Genomic DNA, 19,456 nt, shown 5'->3' on the forward strand with positions numbered 1-19,456 from the left:
CGCTCCGGAAAAATTTAACAGCCCCTGCGCGGCGTGCGTCCTCGCCGCTATCCCCTGCCCACCCACGGACACCGTGTCCGGACAAAGCTTTGCGGTACGAAACGTCGCAGGCTTCAATCGCATTTTGCGCGCAACCTCCTTTGCCCTTGGCGAGTTTGCTTGACCGTAAGGACAGCGAGGCGTCGGCCGCCCTCCCCCCGACGGTCGATGCATAGAGGAGCCGCTCATGGATCTTGAACCCACCGCCAAGCCGAAATCCCGCCGCGGATTTGCAGCAATGAATCCGGAACGCCGCCGCGAGATCGCGCGCAAGGGCGGCGCCAGCGTGCCGGGCGAGAAACGCAGCTTCGCCAAGGACCGCGACCTGGCCGCCTCCGCCGGGCGCAAGGGCGGTGAGTCCTCGCGCGGCGGCGGTCGCAGTCGCGGCGACCGTCTCGAAAGCTGAGACGCCGAGGCGCCTGCCGACGCCAAGGTCGGTCAGGCCCTCAGCAACACCACTGCGAAGCTTGGGGCGGGGCTTTTCCAGCTCCGCTCCAACTTCCAGCCGGCTTCCGACGCCAGGTCCGCAAACCCCTCCATCGTGAACTTGTAGGAGTTCTCCGTGTGGATGGTTTCGCCCGCCGCGAAGCGGAACGTGCGCCCCGCCACGCTGACCAGTTGGTCGCGCTGGCTCACCAGATGCATCTCGATCCGGCTCTGATCGGCGTTCCACACCGCCTGGTGCTTGAACGCCGCAAGATCGAAGTCCCCCGCCAGTTCGCGGTTGATCCGCGCCAGCAGGTTCAGGTTGAAGGCCGCCGTCACGCCCTGGGCGTCGTCATAGGCCGCCGTCAGCGTCTCCGCGTCCTTGGCCAGGTCGATGCCGACCAGGAACCGCGCGTCCTCACCCAGCAGCCGCCGCGCCCCTGACAGGAACGCGACCACCTCGTTGGGCGTGAAGTTGCCGATGGTCGAGCCGGGGAAGTAGCCGACCCGCGGATGGCCCGCCGCATCCGGCAGCGCCAGGGCCTTGGTGAAGTCCTCCACCAGCGGCGCGACCTTCAGGTTCGGATAGTCCCGCCCGATCGCCGCGGCCGCCGCGTCCAGCGCCGAGGCGCTGATGTCGATGGGCGCATAGACGGCCAGCTGCGGGGCGGCGTCGAGCAACAGCCGGGTCTTGGTGCTCGCCCCGCTGCCGAACTCCACCAGCGTCGCGCCGGCCGGAATCGCCGCGGCCATCTCGCCCGCGGTCTCGCGCATCAGCGCCAGCTCGGTGCGGGTCGGATAGTACTCAGGCAGCTCGGTGATCGCCTCGAACAGCGCCGAACCCTCGGCGTCGTAGAAGTACTTGGCCGGCAGCGCCTTCTGCGGCCGCGACAGCCCAGCGACCACGTCGCGCGCAAACTCGCTGTCCGGCGCCGACTCGGCCGGCCGCGCCGGCCCGTCCCAGGCCAGCCGCACGCCCGAGAACATCCACCGCTGCTGCGGATAGAAGAAGTTGCGGTAGCTGGCCCGCACATGCCCCGACGGCGTCGCGCAGCAGCCGCCGCGCAGCACCATCTGGCCGATCATGAACTTGCCATTGTACTCGCCGACCGCCCCGCCCGCTGGATGGAAGCCGGGATAGGGCGAGTAGGCGCTGCGGGTCCATTCCCAGACATCGCCGAACATCTGGCGCAGGCCCGGCGCCGACTTCGCCGCCGCGGGCCCGAACTGCCGTTGCTCGCGCAGATTGCCGGCCAGCGCCAACCCTTGCGCGGCGTGCTCCCACTCCGCCTCGGTCGGCAGCCGCGCCCCAGCCCAGCTCGCATAGGCGTCGGCCTCGTAGAAGCTGACATGGGTGACCGGCGCGTGCGGCGCGATCGCCCGCCGGCCCTGCAGGGTCATGGCCAGCCAGCCGCGCTCGCCCTGCTCCCAGTAGAGCGGCGCCTCCCAGCCCTCGGCCTGGACGCGCGCCCAGCCCTCCGACAGCCACAGCTCGGGCCGCCGATAGCCGCCGTCGGCCATGAAGGCCAGCCACTCGCCGTTGGTCACCAGCCGGTCGGCCAGCCGGTACGGCTCCAGATAGACTTTGTGCCGCGGCCCTTCGTTGTCGAACGCGAAGCCCTCGCCGGCATGGCCGATCTCGACCACGCCGCCGTCGAAGGCGACCTCGCCTGCCGGACCAGGATCGCGCCCGACCGGCAGCGCCGGCGCCGGCGCATAGGCGGGCTTCAGCGGCGACTGCGCGAACAGGTGCAGCACGTCCATCAGGATCAGCTCCTGATGCTGCTCCTCGTGCGCCAGACCCAGTTCGACCAGCTCGGCCAACCCCTCGACCGGCCCGGCCAGCAGACGGCTCATCGCCTCGTCGACATGCGCCCGATAGGCCAGCACCTGGCCCAGAGACGGGCGGGTCAGCAGCCCGCGCTGCGGGCGCGGCTGCCGCGGCCCCAGCGCCTCGTAGTACGAATTGAACAGGTAGCCGAACGCCGGATCGAACACCCGGTAGCCCGGCAGATGCGGGACCAGCAGGAAGGTCTCGAAGAACCAGGTCGTATGCGCCAGGTGCCACTTCACCGGGCTGGCGTCGGGCATCGACTGCGCGGCCTGGTCCTCGGCCGACAGGTGCGCCGTCAGCGCGATGCTCGCGTCGCGAACCTTGCGAAAGGGGTCTGGCGCGCCGCGGGCCCGCGCGGCCCGGGCCGGCGCGGGCGCGAACCTAGCCTTGTCGAATGACGCCATGGTCCCGCTCCATTCTGCTTCAGATTGTGCCGGAAATCACCGATGCCCGGCGGGACGGTGCTGCCCCGGCAAACGTCGGACTTGGAACGCAGTTCCTTGCATTTGGGGGCTCGGCGCGTTCCCGCAACCCGGAACGGTTGCCCCAAGGGCGCGTTGAGGTGCCACGAAAAGTACGTGGCCCGCCAAGGGGACTAGGCGTTTCGAGGACAGCATGGGCGGTGACACCGAGTGGCGCAACGAGGTGGTGGCGATGATCCCCGCTCTGCGCGCCTTCGCATGGTCGCTCAGCCATAACGGGTCCGACGCCGACGATCTGGTGCAGGACACCCTGATCAAGGCCTGGTCCAATCGCGACAAGTTCGAACCCGGCACCAACCTGCGGGCCTGGCTCTTCACCATCCTGCGCAACACCTACTACACCCAGGTGATCCGCCGCCGGCGCGAGGTCCGCGACGAGACCGGCGAGTACGCCAACAACATGCGCACCCCGCCGACCCAGGACTGGAGCATCGCCATGCGCGCCCTCCAGGCCGGCCTCGCCCAACTGCCCGACGAACACCGCGAGGCGTTGATCCTGGTCGGCGCCGCCGGCCTCTCCTACGAGGAAGCGGCCGAGATCTGCGGTTGCGCGCTCGGCACCATCAAGAGCCGGGTCAACCGCGCCCGCGCTCGCCTGCTCAAGATCATGGACGCCGAGGAAGCCGCCGACGTCATGGCCCTCGACCACGCCGAAGCCAGCCGGGCCTAACCCCCAAAATGTCATCCCGGTTTCGGCGAAGCCGAAGACCGGGCCCCATAACCACCAGATCTCGCAAGCCTCGGCAGGGCGGGCGTCGCACCTGCAAGCGCGTCGTGAATGGGTCCCGGTCTTGCTTCGCAAACCGGGATGACACCTGTTTCCAAAGCTCAGCGACTGGCGGACACAAGCCCCACCGCTACTATGCCGGGCGACTCGTTTCGCCTGGAGTATCCATGTCCCGTACCCTGCCCGCCGCGCTCGCGCTGTCCGTCCTGATCACCGCGCCGGCGCTCGCCGCGCCCAAGGACGATGCGGCCAAGATCGTCGCCAGCCCGGCCTTCAAGGCCGCAACGGCGGTGCTCGATCGCGAGCACGAGCGCACCGTGCAGGACATCATCACCCTGACCGAGATTCCCGCCCCGCCCTTCAAGGAAGAGGCCCGCGGCAAGGCCTACAAGGCGATGCTGGAAGCCCACGGCCTGACCGACGTCGAGATCGACTCCGAGGGCAACGTCATGGGTCTGCGCAAGGGAACTAAGCCCGGCCCGCTGGTCGTGGTCTCCGCCCACCTCGACACGGTCTTCCCGGAAGGCACCGACGTGAAGGTCCGCCGCGAGGGGACCAAGCTGTTCGCGCCGGGCGTCGCCGACGACACTCACAACCTCGCCGTCCTGCTCGCCTGGATCCGCGCCCTCGATGCGGCCAAGATCAAGACCAAGAGCGACATCCTCTTCGTCGGCACGGTCGGCGAAGAAGGCGCCGGCGACCTGCGCGGCGTCCGCTACTTCTTCAACCACGGCAAGTACAAGGACCGGACCAAGGCCTTCTTCTCGGTCGACGGCCTCGATCCCAGCGGCATCACCCACGTCGGCGTCGGGTCCAAGCGCTACCGCGTGACCTTCAACGGCCCCGGCGGCCACAGCTACGGCTCGTTCGGCATCGTCAACCCGATGGCGGCCATGGGCAAGGCGATCGCCGACTTCTACGAGGTCCAGGTCCCGACTTCGCCCAAGGTCACCTACTCGGCCTCGGTCACCGGCGGCGGCACCTCGGTCAACGCCATTCCCAACAAGGTCTTCACCGAGTTCGACATGCGCTCGGCCGACGCCGGCGAGCTCGCCAAGCTCGACACGCGCTTCAAGGAGATCATGCAGGCCGCCGTCGAACACGAGAACAAGGCCCGCTCCACCCGCGTCGGCGCGGTCAGCGTCGAGATCAAGCCGATCGGCGACCGCCCCGCCGGCCAGACCGCCAAGGACACAACCCTGGTCGCCGGAACCGCCGCGGCGATCACCGCGCTGGGCTACACGCCGCAGTACGACGCTTCCTCCACCGACGCCAACGCACCGATGGCGCTCGGCATTCCGGCCATCACCATCGGCGGCGGCGGCTCGGGCGGCCGCGCCCACTCGCTGGACGAATGGATCGACGTCGAGAAGGCGGCCAGCGTCCGCGGCATGAGCGTCGGCCTCGCCGCCGTCCTCGTCGCCGCCGGCGTGAACTAGCGGGCCCGCCCGGTCGCCCCCTGAAGCGGCCGGGGCCTTAGCGGGCGAGCAGCGACAGCAGGCCCTTAAGCCAGCTCACCAGCCCGTCCCAGAGGCCGGCCAGCCACGACGTCGGCGTGGCCGGCCTTTCGGGAACGAACCAACTCGGCGCGGCCGGCGGGGCGCAGTTCATGTTCATGCCCACGCCCTTCAGATAGCCGCGCCGCACGCCGCCGGCCTTGATCGCCGCCTCCACCGCCTTGCGGTGACGGTCGGCCCCGCTCAGCTTGCGCACCCAGCCGCGGAACGGCAGCAGGTCCTGGGCCTCGCCGCGCACCTCGGCCACCGCCGCGGCCTTGGCCTGGGCCCCCAGCTTCTGCATCCGCGTGCGTTCGTCCGGCGCCGGCGCCTCGTCCAGGTCCGGCCCCAGCACCGCATCCAGCCGCCCGATCTCGCCGGCGATCGCCTCGCAGCGGGTCAGTTCGAGCGCCTCGTACGGATTGGCGACCGCCCGGATCAGCACGTCCGGGATCTGCGCCTGCTTGAGGTTCAGGTCTTCCAGCGGCGCGGTCACCGCCCCACGAAATCCCTCGTCGACCTGGGTCGTGCCGCGGTCCGTCGCCGCCGCAGAACTCGCCGCCAGCAGCGCCGCCGCCGTTAGCCAGATCAATCTCGTCATCATCCCCCACCCTAGCCTTTGCACGCCTGCGCGCGCTGCGACGTTTCGCGCGTCGGCCGCCCCCGAGTCGATGTCCGCGGCGACGGAACACGCCCCTCGCCCCGCCGTTTCCGAATGGAGGAGCTCTGGAGGATCAGGTCCATGCCCAACCGCCCGACCCCGCCCGACGAACCGCGCCGCCGACGCCGCCGACGCGATGAGCCGCAACAGGGCGCACCCGAGCCGCGCAGCTTCGGCGAGGAAGGCCGCTACTCCTCCGACCAGGCCCGCTACCACGGCGCCGACACCCGCTCGTACGACGCCTTCGGCGCCCACCGGCCCAGCGAGATGCGCCCCGACTGGCGGCGCGGCCGTTACGAATCCGGCCGTGACAGCGCCCCGGACGTACCCTTCGACGAGGCCGACGCCCTGGCCCGCGGCTACTACAGCCTCGATGCGCCCCATGGCGGCCAAGAGTACGGAATTGAGCAGCACGGCTATCGCCAATCCATCGTCCGCCGCCGCGCCCGCCCGCCCGGCGCCGCCCCTACCGAGGCCGAGTGTGCGCCCTACGGCGACCAGCCGCTGGACCCGCGCGATTTGGGAGTGCGCGAATTCGGCCCGCCGGCCGACTACGCCTATCACCCGGGCGCCGAGGCCGAATTCGAGCTTGAGTACCTCGACTGGCGCGAAGCCAAGCTCTCGGCCCACGACCGCGACTACGCCGCCTGGCGCGCCGAGCAGCAGCGCAAATACGACACCGAGTACCGCGCCTTCCGCGGCGAGTGGCAGGAGCGCTTCGACCGCGGTTTCGCCGAGTGGCGCAGTCGACGCGACGACTCGCTGAGCCCGTCCCGCGGCGACGACGATCCGCCCCCTGACGATCGGATGTGATTCGCCTCACACGCGATCAGTTCCCGCCCAGCGGGAAACAATGTTCGGTGAACATGCACTGCGAGCTGCCGAAACGGCCCAAATAGTCCTATCGGCCAGATGACTCGCCCGCCCGAAACCCATACTAGCGCTACGGAAATTTGATCGGGCGGCGCGAGGCGGCCGCCAGGGGGTGAGTGATGCGTGTGGTCGTGGTGAGCAGACAGCCGCTTTGGCGGGACGCGCTGAGCGTCCTCGTGGCGGCCCAGCTCCCCGCCGATCCGGTGGTGACGCTCGACGACGTCGCCCAGCTCGCGGCCCTCGCTCCGCACGCCGACGACCTGATCTTGCTCGACCCGCCGGCGCAGAGCGACCCGGGCGACTGGATCGAGCGCCACGCCGAGCTTCTCACGGTCGGGCGCCTGGTCCTGCTGCCGCCGCACAAGAACGTTCGCTGGGCCAAGATCGCCTATGCCCGCGGCTTCCGGGCGCTGGTGCCCAAGGACACCGCCTCTGACCTGATGGTCGCGGTGCTGCGGCTGGTCATCGTCGGCGGCGAGTACTTTCCGTGCTTCGAGGAGCTGGGCGCGATCCCCGACCCGGCTCCGGGCCACGGTCCGCGCCTGTCGCCGCGCCAGATCGAGGTGCTGCGCGAACTCGAACGGGGCCGGACCAACAAGGAGATCGCCGAGCAGCTCGGCATCGCCATCGCCACCGTGAAGCTGCACGTCCAGGCGATCCTCAGCGCCACCGGGGCGCGCAACCGCACCGAGGTGGTCAGCCGCATGGCCTCCGGACAGTCGAGGCTTTAGGACTAGCCAGCCGGCCAATCAATATAGATCCAAGGCACTATTCAGATTACGCACATCACTATACTTTTCTATTACTTTTGATATTTGTCATTTTAGGACATCGTTAACAACGAATCGTCCAGCGTCACCTCCAATATAACGGGGGTCGAATATGTCCATATCTGCAGAACTCGGCGAACGACTAAGTTTCATGCGTATGGACGACCTCGCTTGCGAGAGTCTCCGGGATATCAAGCCCATCGTCATGAGCGCCCTGCCCGGCGCGCTCGACGCCTTCTACGGCCAGGTCGCCCAGCGCGAAGAGACACGGGCCTTCTTCTCCAGCTCTCGGCACATCGCCAGCGCCAAGGGGCGCCAGATCGACCATTGGGAGACCATCTCCAGCGGCCAGTTCGATGAATCCTATGTCGGCGCCGTCACCACCGTCGGCGAGACCCACGCCCGCATCGGTCTGGAGCCGCGCTGGTACATCGGCGGCTACGCCCTGGTGCTGGAGAATCTGATCGCCGCCGTCACCGCCGCCCGCTGGCCGCGCGGCGGGCTCCTGCGCCGCGGCCCCACTCACGAGCAGGTCGCCGCCGAGCTGGGGGCGCTCACCAAGGCCACCTTGCTCGATATGGACTATGCGATCTCGGTCTATCTGGCCGCCGCCGAGGCCGCGCGCCGACAGGCCGAGGCTCAGGTTCTGGCCGCCGAGCGCGCGGCCATCGTCCAGACCATCGGCGCTGGCATGACCGCCCTGGCCGACGGCGACCTCGGCTACCGGATCGAGACCGGGCTGGCGGCCGAGTACGCCCAGATCCGCCAGGACTTCAACGCCGCCCTCGCCAGGCTGGAGGAAGCGATCACCTCGGTGGCCGGCAACGCCTCCGGCGTCGAGGCCGGCGCCGACGAGCTGGCCCGCGCCTCCGACGACCTTTCGCGGCGCACCGAGCGCCAGGCCGCCGCCCTGGAGGAGACCGCCGCCGCGCTCGATGAGATCACCGCCACGGTCAAGGCCACCGCCGACGGCGCCCGCCAGGCTGGCGAAGTCGTCGCCGCCGCCAAGGCTCAGGCCGAACTTTCCACTACCGTCGTCGAGCGCGCGGTCGGGGCCATGGGCCAGATCGAGCACTCGTCCGGTCAGATCGGCCGCATCATCGGCGTGATCGACGAGATCGCCTTCCAGACCAACCTGCTGGCGCTCAACGCCGGGGTCGAGGCGGCCCGCGCCGGCGAGGCCGGCCGCGGCTTCGCCGTCGTCGCCTCCGAAGTCCGCGCCTTGGCCCAGCGCTCGGCCGACGCCGCGCGCGAGATCAAGGACCTGATCGGCGCCTCGGCTGGCCATGTCGACGAGGGCGTGGGTCTGGTGCGCGAGACCGGCGCGGCGCTGCAGGCCATCGCCGCCAAGGTCGGCGAAATCGACGAGGTGGTCGCCGGCATCGCCGCCTCCACCCAGGAACAGGCCTCGGGCCTGGCCCAGATCAACACCGCGGTGAACCAGATGGACCAGGGCCTGCAGCAGAACGCGGCCATGGTCGAACAGGCCGCCGCCGCCACCCGCGCCCTACGCGGCGAGGCCGCAGAGCTCACCGGCCTGGTGGCCCGCTTCCGGCTGTCGGGCCAGGCGCCGCGCGGCGACGCCGGGCCGGTCGGGGCGCTGACCCGGGCCCTGGCCTCGGCGGTCTCCGGCGGCCGGCTCGCCCATGGTTGAGGACCGTCTCGCGCGCGTGCAGCGGCTGGCCAACGCCGGCGCCTGGGAGTGGACCGCCGCCAGCGGTGCCCTCTCCTGCAGCGAGCCGGCCCTGCGCCTGCTCGGCCTGCCGCCCGGGCCGTGCACCACGGACGAAGCTTTGGCCAGGATCCCGGCCGAGGACCGCCGGCGGGTGGAGGAAGCGGTGCAGCGGGCGCTCGACACCGGCTGCGCCTACGCCCTCGACCACCGGGTCCGGCTGCCCGACGGCGCGGTCCGGATCTTGCGCCACCAGGGCGCCCCGCGCCTGGCCCCCGACGGCGCGGCCATCGGCCTGGCCGGCGCGCTGCAGGACGTCACCCCCCTGCGCGCCGCCGAGGCCGCCTCCCACCGCAGCCAGCAGATGCTGGCCGGCATGCTCAAGATCTCGCCCGAGGCGATCGTCGTCACCGACTCCGACGCCCGCATCATCCTGTTCAGCGCCGGGGCCGAGGCGATGTTCGGCTACAGCGCCGAGGAGGCGCTCGGCCGCAGCGTCGAGGACCTGATGCCGCCCCGCTTCCGCGAGCGCCACCAGCAGGCGGTCTACCGCTTCGCCTCCAGCTCGCGGCCCAGCCTGCGCATGCACGAGCGCGCGGAGATCCTCGGGCTGCGGCGCAACGGCGAGGAGTTCCCGGCCGAAGCCTCCCTCGCCCGCCTGGAGACCCCATCTGGCACGGCCTTCACCACTATCGTCCGCGACCTCTCCGAGCGAAAGGCGGCCGAGGCCCGGCTGGTCCAGGCCCGCGAGGAGGCCGAGAACGCCAGCCGCGCCAAATCGACCTTCCTGGCCAATATGAGCCACGAGATCCGCACCCCGTTGAACGGCGTGCTCGGGGTCGCCGGCGCCCTGGCCCGTACCGACCTGACCGAACCCCAGCGCGAGATGGTCCAGTTGATCGAGACCTCGGGCCGCGCCCTGCAGGACCTGCTCAGCGACATCCTCGACCTGGCCAAGGTCGACGCAGGCCGGCTCTGCATCCGCGACGATCCCTTCGGCCTGGAGGAGATGGTCCGCGCGGTCTTCGCCCTATTCCAGGCCAGCGCCGCCGAAAAGGGCATCGGCTTCCGGCTGGAGATGGACCGCGAGGTCTGCGACCGCTTCCACGGTGATGACCTGCGCATCCGCCAGGTGTTGTCGAACCTGCTCTCCAACGCCGTGAAGTTCACCGCCCGCGGCGAGGTGCGCCTCAAGGTGCTGTCGCGCGGCCTCGCCGGCGACGCGCGCCGCGTGCGCTTCGTGGTCGAGGACACCGGCGTCGGCTTCCCGACAGAGGTGGCCGAGGCCCTATTCGACCGTTTCGAGCAGGCCGACTCCTCGATCACCCGCCAGTTCGGCGGCACGGGCCTGGGCTTGGCCATCTCCCGCTCGCTGGTCGAGCTGATGGACGGCGAGATCGTCGCCTCCTCCAGCCCTGGCGAGGGCGCGACCTTCGCCTTCGAGCTGCCCCTGCGCCGCGTCGCCCGCGACGCCGCCCCGCAGCCGCCCGCGCCGGCCCAGGCGCCGGCGTCCAGCGACCGCCCCGTCCGCGTGCTGCTGGCCGAGGACCATCCGACCAACCGCCGGGTGGTCGAGCTGATCCTGGGCGGCCTGCCGGTCGACCTGACCTGCGTCGAGAACGGCCAGCAGGCGGTCGAGGCCGCCGCCGAGGACGCCTACGACCTGATCCTCATGGACATGCAGATGCCGGTCATGGACGGCGTCACGGCCGTCAGCCGCATCCGCGCCGCCCGCCCGCTGCGCATGGGTCCACGCATCTGCATGCTGACCGCCAACGCCATGCCCGAGCACCGCGAGGCCTCGCACCGCGCCGGCGCCGACGCCTTCCTGGTCAAGCCGCTCGACGCCGCCGAACTGATCGCCGAAGTCATGGAGGCCCGCGACGCGCCGCCTGGCGCCTGACGACGCTTCCCGCCTAGCGCGTACTGTGTCAGATCTCGCCTGAGACAACCGATCGGGTGGGCCGTGAGAGCCGTCAAAGTAAACCGACCGCTGCTGGACCTCTTCGCCGCTCGACGGGTGTACCACCGCGTCCATTCCGGCGAACGCTGGCGGATCGGGCAGCACATCGGCGTCAATCAGCACTGCGAGATCGAGCCGTATGTGAACCTCCCCACCGGCGACTTTCTCCCGCGGGCGGTCGGCGCCTTCACCTACACTCACTCGATCCTGCACTCGGAGGCCTCCTTCGGCCGCTACTGCTCGATCGCCGAGGGCCTGAACTTCATGGGCGCGGCCCACCCGGTGGACCGCATCACCAGTTCGCCCATCACCTACGATCAGCCGCGCGGCGCCCTGCGCTTCGTCGGCGATTACCTCGACGACTACGGGATCACCGACTATCCGCTCCACCCGTTCAATCCGGTTCCCCGCCCGGTCACCATCGGCCACGGGGTTTGGATCGGCGCCCAGGTAATGATCGCCGGCGGCGTCAACATCGGCCACGGGGCGATCGTCGGCGCGCGCAGCGTAGTGACCAAGCACGTCCCGCCCTACGCCATCGTCGTCGGCGCCCCAGCTCGCGTCGTTCGCCTGCGCTTTTCCGACCGCAACATCGAACGGCTGCTCGCCCTGGAATGGTGGCGCTTCGGGCCCGACGTCATTCAGCGCTTCGACTCGCGCGACGTCGACCGCTTCCTGGGCGCCGCCGAGGCCGACGCCGAGGCCCAGCCGCTGGACCTTCGGCCGCTCACCTTCACGGAAATCGTCGCGGCCGCTGCGCAGCCCTGATCGCATTTTGACTGGAACCCCACATCGGCCCGCTCCCTGACGCGGAGGGAGCGGACCCCGACCCTCTTCCAGGTGTGGATGAGGGGGACAGAGGGCCGGCGCGCGACTCGGGGGGATGTCGCGCGGACCCAGGCTCTAGGGCCGCTGCCGTAAGGTCAAGCTGGTTGACGCGTCCCGAGCTGTGCGCCCGCCGACCTCACCCCCAAGCCGTCATCAGCTCGCGGACCTCGTGCAGATCGCGGACCACCCGGACGCAGAGCGCGCGGATCTCCTCGGTCGGCTCCATCAGGTCGGGCGCCATCACCGTCATCATCCCCGCCGCCGCCGCCGAGCGGACCCCGACGTGGGAGTCCTCCAGCGCCAGGCACAACCGGGGCTCGACGCCCAGCCGCCCGGCGGCCGTCAGGAATGGATCGGGCGCCGGCTTGCCCGCCGCATAGTCCCCGCGGCAGACGATGGTGTCGAAGCATCCTGTCAGGCCGTTCGAGGCCAGGTGACGATCAACGCTCGCGCGGGACGACGACGTAGCGATCGCCCGGGGCAGTCGGACCTGGTCCAGCAACGCCAACAGTTCGCGCACACCGGGCTTCAAGGCTGGCCGCCCCTCGGCGATCAGCCAGAAGTGCCGCCGCCACTGCGCGTGAAACGCCTCGAACCCGAAAGCCTCGCCGAGGTGCACGCGGAACAGGTCCCCGCACTGCGAGCGCCGCACCCCGATCGACCCGTCGTAAACCGCGGCCGGAACCTCGAACCCTGCCTCCGCGGCGGCGGCCAGCAGCCCCTGCTGCCAAAGCGCCTCGGTGTCGAACAGCAGCCCGTCCATGTCGAAAACCACGGCGCTCGGCCGAAAAGGCAAGGTCATGCCGCACGCCTTTCATCGAGATTGATCTATCATTGCGTGCAGGTCGCTCACGATCTACAGCTAATGAGAGAGTCGGTGCGGCATCGCTCAATCTAGTAGAAAAGCGAGCCGCTTACGCATCGGGGGGTGCGGATGTCTGGTAAAGAGCGTTTGAACGCGCGCATCAGTTCGCGCCGAGACAGCGCGACGAAACGTTTCCTCGTTGTTGTCGCCCTGATTGCGTTCCTCGCCATCGGCCTTGCGCTAGAGGTGGGTTGGGCTCTGTAGCTCCGACGCGAACAACGAGCTTCTGCGCGGGCCTTGCGTAGCCGGCCGGACGCCCAGCATCCTCCGCCCATGGCCCGGCTGAAGGACATCGTCATCGACGCCGATCATCCGGCCGCCCTCGCCCGCTTCTGGGCGGCGGCGCTGGATGGCTATGCGGTCGCGCCCTACGACGACGCGGAGATCGCGCGCTTGGCCAGCCTCGGCCTGACGCCGGAGACCGACATCTCAGTCATGGTCGAGGGTCCTGGCCCCCGGCTGTGCTTCCATCTGATGGCCGGCCCACGCCCGGAGCGGAACCGGATCCACCTCGACATCGCCATAGCGGATCCCGAGGCGGAGATCGCCCGGCTCGTCGCGCTCGGCGCCGGCTTCTCGCGGCGCGGCGAGGGCTACACCGTGCTGCACGATCCTGAGGGGAACCCGTTCTGCGTCGTCCAGGACGTCTGACAGCGTCCACAGGTGGTCAGCGGACTTGCGCTGCGCTGCCTTGCTTGGCCGACGGCCAGTCCAGAGCGCCTGCGTGTGGTTCCGATGGCTCGGCCCTCAAAGGCAGGCCCGCTCGCTCAAAGCGTGTCTTGAGTTTGAGAGCCGGCGCTTCGACCAAGCGCCACGACAACTCCGCGATCGCCGCCGTCATCGCAAACGTAGCCATGAAATGCATCCACGGGCTCTTGGTAGGCCCAGCAGTCATCCACAACACCGGCGCATGCCAGAGATAGAAGGCATACGAGCGCCGGCCTAGCCAGGTTACCGGGGGGAGAGAAAGGATGCGTGTGACAAGGCTGCGTGGCGCTTCAATGGCGTGGACGATGAGCAGCACCGTCAGCGCGGCGAAGACTGCGACACCCGCACGCCAGGTCCAAGCATCTGCCCAGGTGTTGCGAAAGAACCAGGCAGTGATCAGGCCCAAGGCCGTGACGGCGATCCACGGCGAGGCCACAAGCCGGGCGGACCAGGAAGGCAGGCCGCGCCAATGGGCGATGGCCCCCGCGGCGCCTACCAAGAGCGGAGCGACCCGCGTCGTCGGAAGAAAGTAGATAATCCAGGTATCTACGCCCATCACCTGCAGGGCGAAGGTCGACAGCAACCCTGCCCCCACCAACGCGAGGGTTGCACCCATGAGCCAACCGCGCGCGCGGCCCAGCAGAAGGATCAACAGTAGGGGCCAAAGCAGGTAGAACTGCTCTTCTACCGCCAGCGACCACGTATGCCCCATGCTCATGGAGTCGCCGAGCAGCTTGAACGCCGCTACGAAGTTCATCGTGTAAGTAATGACGGCGAAGAACTCTCCCCAGGCATGGGGCTCGTTGCGCGCCAGGGCGATGCCGGTCACCACGACGGCGAAAACCATCAGCGCTGGCGCCAAGCGCAAGATGCGCCGGATGTAGAAATCCTTCAGCGATACCCGGCCGAAATGGTCGTACTCCTTTAGCAGGAGGCTCGTGATGAGATATCCTGAAAGGGCAAAGAACAAATCTACGCCGAGCTGACCGCCGGGAAGATTATCCGGGTCTACATGCGTGATCAGAACCGCCGAGATCGCTATTGCACGCAATCCATCGAATGCAGCAACACGCGCAGGGACCTTGGTCTTTTCCATATGCGAATCGTATGACTGGCGGATCATGCCTTGTCCACACCAGAGCGATCATTGTTCTCGGGCAAGCAGAAGACCGGTCCAACTTGATTTTCGGACGTCTGTGTCGAGACCTGCGCCCGGCAGCTGCATTGGGGCCCAAATCCTGGGAGCCGCCGAAATCAGCATCATCTTGACCGAGCACGCGCCGGATCGAGGGCGCCGACAAGGGCGGCGCAACTGGGCGCGACATTGTCCGGGAATGATCGTGCTCAGGAGAGAAGTGGCGGTGACGCAGGGATTCGAACCCTGGATACGCTTTCACGTATGACGATTTAGCAAACCGTTGCCTTCAGCCACTCGGCCACGTCACCATTCCGACCAGGCGCGCACGGGGCGCGCTCCAAATCGGGTCGCATTCCATAGCGAAACCGGGCGCCGGGAGCAACGGGGGCGCGGAAAAGAAAAACGCCGCTGCGGCGATGATCGCGCGCCGCTCGCCAAAATGTGCGGCGCGCCGCCGCTTTCATCGCTTAAGGTTAAGCGACGGGAGCGGGACGACGAGCGTGAACGGCCATCTGCACGAGCGACTGGACGCCAAGATCGGCGAGCTGCGGGCCGCCGGCGTGGCGATCACGCGAATCGACGCCAGCCCTCAGGCCATCGAGCAGCTGTTCGTCGGCAAGGGAGAAGGCGCCATCCTGTTCGACGCCGATCCGGCCCGCGATACCGCCTGGTACGGCGACGTCGAGCTGCAGGCCTGCGCCGAGCCCGGCGCCCGGCTGCTTGTGGTCGGCGCCGACGGTCCCCAAAACATCGAGATCTAGAACATCGAGATCTGACGGCACGGAGTTTGCTGCGCGGTCCCCAAGTGGAACACTCGCGCACCAAAACGAGCCCATCGTCCCAGTGCGCGCGCCGGCGCCCAGCGCCGGCTAGGCGGGGGAGCGCGCCATCGCCGGCGCGCTCCCCTAGCCTTTCCAGGTCAGGACGGGGTTTTTGCGTAGCGCCGCGCGCCGCGCGCCGCGTCCAGGCACTCGGCATAGGTGTCGAGCAGCCACTTGCGGCTGGCCAGCTTGTCCTTGCCGCCGCGCGTCAGGGCCACGCCCTCGAGGTCCGCGACCCGCTCCAGCAATTGATAGGCGACGTACTCCGGCGTGTTCTCCACCGCCCGCGAACCCGGTAGATCGACCATGGCGTATTCGGACTTCCTGACGGACATTGAACGCCCCCTCAGTCACGCTTGTTGTCCGCTCAACGCGCCGGGCGCGGTACTGTTGCATTACTCGCCCATGACCCATGGAGAGACCCCGGCAGGGGCCAGATGATCAGACGCCCGTTCTTGTCCGCCGCGCTGACGCTGGCGCTCGCCGGCCTTGCCCCGCCGCCCGCCGCCGCCGATCCGAGCGCGGGGCCGCAGCTGCTGGCGCCGCTGCCCGATGGCCGCAAGCTGAACTTCCGCTGCACCGGCGCCGGCGCGCCGACGGTGCTGCTCGAGGGCGGCTACGGCGCGGACTCCCTGGGCTGGGGCCGGGTCAAGGTCGGGCTCGCCAAGTCCTACCGGGTCTGCACCTACGATCGCGCGGGGGCCGGCTTCTCCGATCCCGGGCCCTTGCCGCGTGACGGCGCGGCTATCGCCCGCGACCTCGACCGCGGCCTGACCGCGGCCGGCATCGACGGGCCCTTCATCGTCGTCGGCCATTCCGCCGGCGCGCTGTACGTACGGCTGTTCTCCAACCGCCGGCCGCAGGACGTGGTCGGCATGGTGCTCGTCGATCCGTCCGTCGAGCACCAGGACCGCCGCTTCGCCGCGATGTTCGGCGAGGGCGCGGGCGGGACCGGGCCGCTGCGGGCCCGCGCCGTCCAGTGCCTGGCCGCCGCCGAGGCCGGGACACTGCCCTCGTCCGAGCCGCCGCTCGACAGGTGCGTGCCGCCCGCCCGGTCCACCCAGAGCCCGACCGCCGCCGCCGCCCGCCGGGCCGAGGCGCTGCGCCCCTCCACCTGGCGGGCGCGGATCTCCGAGATCGACACTATCTGGAACGCGACCTCCGACCAGCTCGACGCCGGGCGCCAGTCCTACGGCGACCTGCCGCTGGTCGTGCTCACCGCCGACGGAACCTACGCCGCCGCGCCCGAAGCCCTCCGCGAGCCGTTGGCCAACCTTTGGTGGGGCCTGCATCGCGAACTGGCCCGCCGCTCCAGCCGCGGGGTCAGCCGACAGGTCGCGGGCAGCTCACACATGATGATGACCGACCGGCCAGACGCCATCATCGCGGCCGTCAACGAGGTCGCCTCTCAGGCGAATATGATTAAGCGAAAGTGAACAATTCGCTCACAGGTTGTTCGAACTTTCTAAGCATCCTGCAGTGTGAACCACAGTTGTCGATACGCAGTCGAAGCCCCGAGATTGATTCAGTCATCCGACTGTTCGCAACTGGGGTGCGCACCGGGTGCGAATAGTTTACAGAAGCCGTTACAGAACGCGTGTACGTTAACTGCTCACACAGAGGCCGTGTGGCAGTGTGTTTCTCCGTCATCGCGATAAACCGGTCCCAGATGTCTCTCGCTGCCCCGTTCAAGCCCAGCTCTTTGGCTGACCGCCGCGCACGGCGTCAGGCCGAGACTGACGCCGCCGCCGCAGCGTGGGCTGACCCTGGCCGCAACCGCCGCGGCCCGCTGCGCCCTGACAAACTGACCCCGACCCGGCTGCGGATGTCGGGCCGGCTGCTCACCCGTTTTTTCCAGGCCGGCGACGCCCTGGCGCTGATCCTTGGCAGCCTGATCGCCGTGGCCCTGACCCACGGCGCCAGCGTGCTGCTGATCTACGGCGCGGCCACCGTCGCCACCTTCGCCAGCCTGCGCCTGTTCGACTGCTACAAGTTCGGCCGCCGCGAAGACTTGGCCATACATCTGATGCGGGTCACCGTGGCGTTCGCCGTCGCCGTGGCCATGTGTTTCGCCATCCTCACCCATTTCGTCGGCGCGATCATGCTGACCGCCTCGCTCGGGGTCTGGACGCCGATGGCGTTCCTCTGCGTGGCCGCTGCGCACGGGCTCTGGTGGGCCAACGTCAAGCGCTGGCGCACCAACGGCCGGCTGACGCCCAACCTGGTCATCGTCGGGGCCACCGGCGCGGCCGACCGTCTGATCGCCGCCATCCTCGAAACCCGCGAGGCCCACGTCCTCGGCGTCTTCGACGACCGCGCCGCACGCACGCCCGAGGGCCTGCACGGCGTGCCGCTGCTGGGCGGCACCGACGCGCTGCTGGCGCACCGGATCATGCCGTTCGTCGACCGCATCGTCATCACCGTGCCGGCCGGCGCGCGCGAACGCGTGCACGCTCTGCTCGAGCGGCTGAAGGTGCTGCCCAACGAGATCACCCTACTGCTGGACCGCGAGGGCCAGGCCGAGGAAGCCGACGCCATCGACCGGATCGCCAGCATCCCGCTGGCCCGCGTCTCGGGCGCCGAGATCGACCAGGGCAAGGCGCTGGCCAAGCGCGCCCAGGACGTGATTGTCGGGGCCATCGCGCTGCTCGTCGCCACGCCGATCATGTTGCTCGTCGCCCTGGCCATCAAGCTGGACAGCCCGGGCCCGGTGTTCTTCCGTCAGCGCCGCCACGGCTTCAACAACGAAGAGATCGTGGTCTGGAAGTTCCGCTCGATGCGCGTCGAGGCCGCCGACGCCAAGGCCACGCGCCAGATCAGCGCCGACGACGACCGCGTCACCAAGGTCGGCAAGTTCATCCGCAAGACCAGCCTCGACGAGCTGCCGCAGCTGTTCAACGTGCTGACCGGCGAAATGTCCCTGGTCGGCCCGCGTCCGCACGCCATCGGCATGAAGACCGGCCCTGTCGAAAGCTCACGCCTGGTCGCCGAGTACGCTCACCGCCATCGCATGAAGCCTGGCATGACCGGCTGGGCCGCCATCAACGGCTCCCGCGGCGCGGTCGACACCCCGGACCTGGTCCGCCGCCGCGTGGCGCTGGACGTGGAGTACATCGAGCGCCAGTCCTTCTGGCTCGACCTCTACATCATGTTCATGACCGTGCCCTGCCTGCTGGGCGACTCCGAGACGGTCCGCTAGCGGCCGCCTTCGAGGTAGCCGTCTCCATCCTCGTCGTTGCGAACGAACGCGCGCCGGGCGACCGGGCTGTAGAGGTCGCGCGTGAGGCTGAAGCGAGGGGTCCTGGCGCTGGGCCCGAAATCACCCCGGCCAGCGCCTGGCCTACGGCAGCAGCGCCTTCATGAACCTTGGGGTCTCGACGACGGCGCGATTGAAGAACAGGCCCGTCACCTGGCCGCCGGCCCCGACGATGGCGTCGCGCAGCTGGGCCGGGGCGCGCACGTCGGCCTGGTCGGCCGACACCACCAGCACCGTCTGATCCATGAACGGGGCCAGCGCCAGCGCGGCGCGCGAGCGATCGGGCGCCGGTCCGTCGACAATGATCACCTCGGCGAAGCGGCGCAGCGCGTTCCAGTAGTCGGCGGTCGGAACCAGCCGCACGCTCTGGCGGCCGACCAGCCGCTCGCGTTGAAACCGCGTCACCCACCAGCGGGCCGAGCCGACACGGTGCGCCGCTAGGTAACCGCCGTCCGGCCACGTCGTCCCGTCGGCGGTCTGGGCCGGCGGCTCGACGGTGAAAAAGGCCGAGCCGTCCGGGCTGGCCTGCACCGGGCCGGAGAGTTCGCCGTAGCGCCTGGCCTGAGCCGACAACGCCGCGTGCTGGGCCGCGGTCACCAGGTCCAGGTCGACCAGCCACACCGATCGCCCGGCCTTGCGCGCCGCATAGTGAGCCAGCTCGCGGGCCACCGTGGAAGCGCCCTCCCCGGTCCGCGCGGCGGTGATCTGGATGATGCGCGAGCGGCCGGCCGCGGGCGATCCCAGGGACGCCCACAGATCGGCCATCTCGGAACTCAGATCGATCATGTTCGAATCGCGCCGCCCAATAGGGGGAAACTAGAGCATTTTCCGCCGAAGTGGTTGCCGGTTCGGCGCAGAAAATGCTCTGAATTCAAGGGGTCCTGAGGCTGTTCCGAT

At 69.3% G+C, this 19,456-nt stretch carries 18 protein-coding genes and 1 tRNA gene; 12 read left to right on the plus strand and 7 right to left on the minus strand.

Going from position 1 to position 19,456, the window contains the following annotated elements; all coding sequences use genetic code 11:
* The first annotated feature begins 226 nt into the window (after positions 1-226).
* Positions 227-445, plus strand: a complete 219-nt coding sequence (locus tag C0481_RS10790; RefSeq protein ID WP_056018305.1) for a general stress protein — start codon at positions 227-229, stop codon at positions 443-445.
* A gap of 32 nt (positions 446-477) precedes the next feature.
* Here C0481_RS10790 and egtB read toward each other — a convergent pair whose 3' ends face one another.
* Entirely contained in the window at positions 478-2,703 is a 2,226-nt protein-coding gene (egtB, locus tag C0481_RS10795) for an ergothioneine biosynthesis protein EgtB (protein ID WP_293403512.1), read from the minus strand.
* 211 nt (positions 2,704-2,914) lie between these two features.
* On the opposite strand from egtB, the gene C0481_RS10800 reads away from it, so the two are divergent.
* The gene (locus C0481_RS10800; RefSeq protein ID WP_293403513.1) at positions 2,915-3,451 is read left to right on the plus strand and encodes a sigma-70 family RNA polymerase sigma factor; all 537 of its coding nucleotides are present in this window, start codon (positions 2,915-2,917) and stop codon (positions 3,449-3,451) included.
* 224 nt (positions 3,452-3,675) lie between these two features.
* Positions 3,676-4,947, plus strand: coding sequence for a M20/M25/M40 family metallo-hydrolase (locus C0481_RS10805; protein ID WP_293403514.1), 1,272 nt, complete (start codon positions 3,676-3,678; stop codon positions 4,945-4,947).
* Positions 4,948-4,984: 37 nt separating this feature from the next.
* Here the strand turns inward: C0481_RS10805 and C0481_RS10810 are convergent, their stop codons facing one another.
* Positions 4,985-5,605: a hypothetical protein gene (locus tag C0481_RS10810; RefSeq protein WP_293403515.1), complete on the minus strand. Its 621-nt coding sequence runs from the start codon at positions 5,603-5,605 to the stop codon at positions 4,985-4,987.
* A gap of 141 nt (positions 5,606-5,746) precedes the next feature.
* Between C0481_RS10810 and C0481_RS10815 the strand changes: the two genes are divergently transcribed.
* The 5 genes from C0481_RS10815 (at position 5,747) to C0481_RS10835 (ending at position 11,711) form a co-directional block, all read left to right on the plus strand.
* Positions 5,747-6,478: a hypothetical protein gene (locus C0481_RS10815; protein WP_293403517.1), complete on the plus strand. Its 732-nt coding sequence runs from the start codon at positions 5,747-5,749 to the stop codon at positions 6,476-6,478.
* A gap of 179 nt (positions 6,479-6,657) precedes the next feature.
* The gene (locus C0481_RS10820) at positions 6,658-7,269 is read left to right on the plus strand and encodes a response regulator transcription factor (protein ID WP_293403519.1); all 612 of its coding nucleotides are present in this window, start codon (positions 6,658-6,660) and stop codon (positions 7,267-7,269) included.
* A 196-nt stretch (positions 7,270-7,465) separates the two neighbouring features.
* Positions 7,466-8,962 (plus strand): globin-coupled sensor protein, encoded by a 1,497-nt coding sequence (locus C0481_RS10825; protein ID WP_293403639.1) that lies wholly within the window; start codon positions 7,466-7,468, stop codon positions 8,960-8,962.
* A complete protein-coding gene (locus tag C0481_RS10830) occupies positions 8,955-10,883 on the plus strand; it encodes an ATP-binding protein (RefSeq protein ID WP_293403521.1) in 1,929 nt (642 codons plus the stop codon). Before C0481_RS10825 ends, C0481_RS10830 begins: the two co-directional genes overlap by 8 nt.
* A 63-nt stretch (positions 10,884-10,946) precedes the next feature.
* Positions 10,947-11,711 carry a CatB-related O-acetyltransferase gene (locus C0481_RS10835; protein WP_293403523.1) on the plus strand — a complete coding sequence of 255 codons (765 nt, stop codon included), beginning with the start codon at positions 10,947-10,949 and terminating at the stop codon, positions 11,709-11,711.
* 196 nt (positions 11,712-11,907) lie between these two features.
* On the opposite strand, the gene C0481_RS10840 is transcribed toward C0481_RS10835, so the two are convergent.
* Positions 11,908-12,573 carry an HAD family phosphatase gene (locus tag C0481_RS10840; protein ID WP_293403525.1) on the minus strand — a complete coding sequence of 222 codons (666 nt, stop codon included), beginning with the start codon at positions 12,571-12,573 and terminating at the stop codon, positions 11,908-11,910.
* 336 nt (positions 12,574-12,909) lie between these two features.
* On the opposite strand from C0481_RS10840, the gene C0481_RS10845 reads away from it, so the two are divergent.
* On the plus strand, positions 12,910-13,287 hold the full coding sequence (locus tag C0481_RS10845) for a VOC family protein (RefSeq protein WP_293403527.1): 378 nt from the start codon (positions 12,910-12,912) through the stop codon (positions 13,285-13,287).
* A 16-nt stretch (positions 13,288-13,303) separates the two neighbouring features.
* On the opposite strand, the gene C0481_RS10850 is transcribed toward C0481_RS10845, so the two are convergent.
* Both C0481_RS10850 and C0481_RS10855 read right to left on the minus strand, forming a co-directional pair.
* Positions 13,304-14,440 (minus strand): acyltransferase, encoded by a 1,137-nt coding sequence (locus C0481_RS10850; protein WP_293403529.1) that lies wholly within the window; start codon positions 14,438-14,440, stop codon positions 13,304-13,306.
* A 260-nt stretch (positions 14,441-14,700) separates the two neighbouring features.
* Positions 14,701-14,790, minus strand: a tRNA-Ser gene (locus C0481_RS10855).
* A 192-nt stretch (positions 14,791-14,982) separates the two neighbouring features.
* On the opposite strand from C0481_RS10855, the gene C0481_RS10860 reads away from it, so the two are divergent.
* Positions 14,983-15,243, plus strand: a complete 261-nt coding sequence (locus C0481_RS10860; protein ID WP_293403531.1) for a hypothetical protein — start codon at positions 14,983-14,985, stop codon at positions 15,241-15,243.
* 158 nt (positions 15,244-15,401) lie between these two features.
* Here the strand turns inward: C0481_RS10860 and C0481_RS10865 are convergent, their stop codons facing one another.
* On the minus strand, positions 15,402-15,638 hold the full coding sequence (locus C0481_RS10865; RefSeq protein WP_293403533.1) for a hypothetical protein: 237 nt from the start codon (positions 15,636-15,638) through the stop codon (positions 15,402-15,404).
* A 102-nt stretch (positions 15,639-15,740) separates the two neighbouring features.
* Between C0481_RS10865 and C0481_RS10870 the strand changes: the two genes are divergently transcribed.
* Together C0481_RS10870 and C0481_RS10875 are read left to right on the plus strand one after the other, a co-directional pair.
* Positions 15,741-16,739, plus strand: coding sequence for an alpha/beta hydrolase (locus tag C0481_RS10870; protein ID WP_293403535.1), 999 nt, complete (start codon positions 15,741-15,743; stop codon positions 16,737-16,739).
* A 233-nt stretch (positions 16,740-16,972) separates the two neighbouring features.
* On the plus strand, positions 16,973-18,502 hold the full coding sequence (locus C0481_RS10875) for an exopolysaccharide biosynthesis polyprenyl glycosylphosphotransferase (protein ID WP_293403537.1): 1,530 nt from the start codon (positions 16,973-16,975) through the stop codon (positions 18,500-18,502).
* A 141-nt stretch (positions 18,503-18,643) separates the two neighbouring features.
* Here the strand turns inward: C0481_RS10875 and C0481_RS10880 are convergent, their stop codons facing one another.
* Positions 18,644-19,345 (minus strand): sugar kinase, encoded by a 702-nt coding sequence (locus C0481_RS10880; RefSeq protein WP_293403539.1) that lies wholly within the window; start codon positions 19,343-19,345, stop codon positions 18,644-18,646.
* Between the last annotated feature and the right edge of the window lie 111 nt (positions 19,346-19,456).

Origin of the sequence: Phenylobacterium sp. (assembly GCF_013822795.1) — a bacterium.
GTDB lineage: Bacteria > Pseudomonadota > Alphaproteobacteria > Caulobacterales > Caulobacteraceae > Phenylobacterium.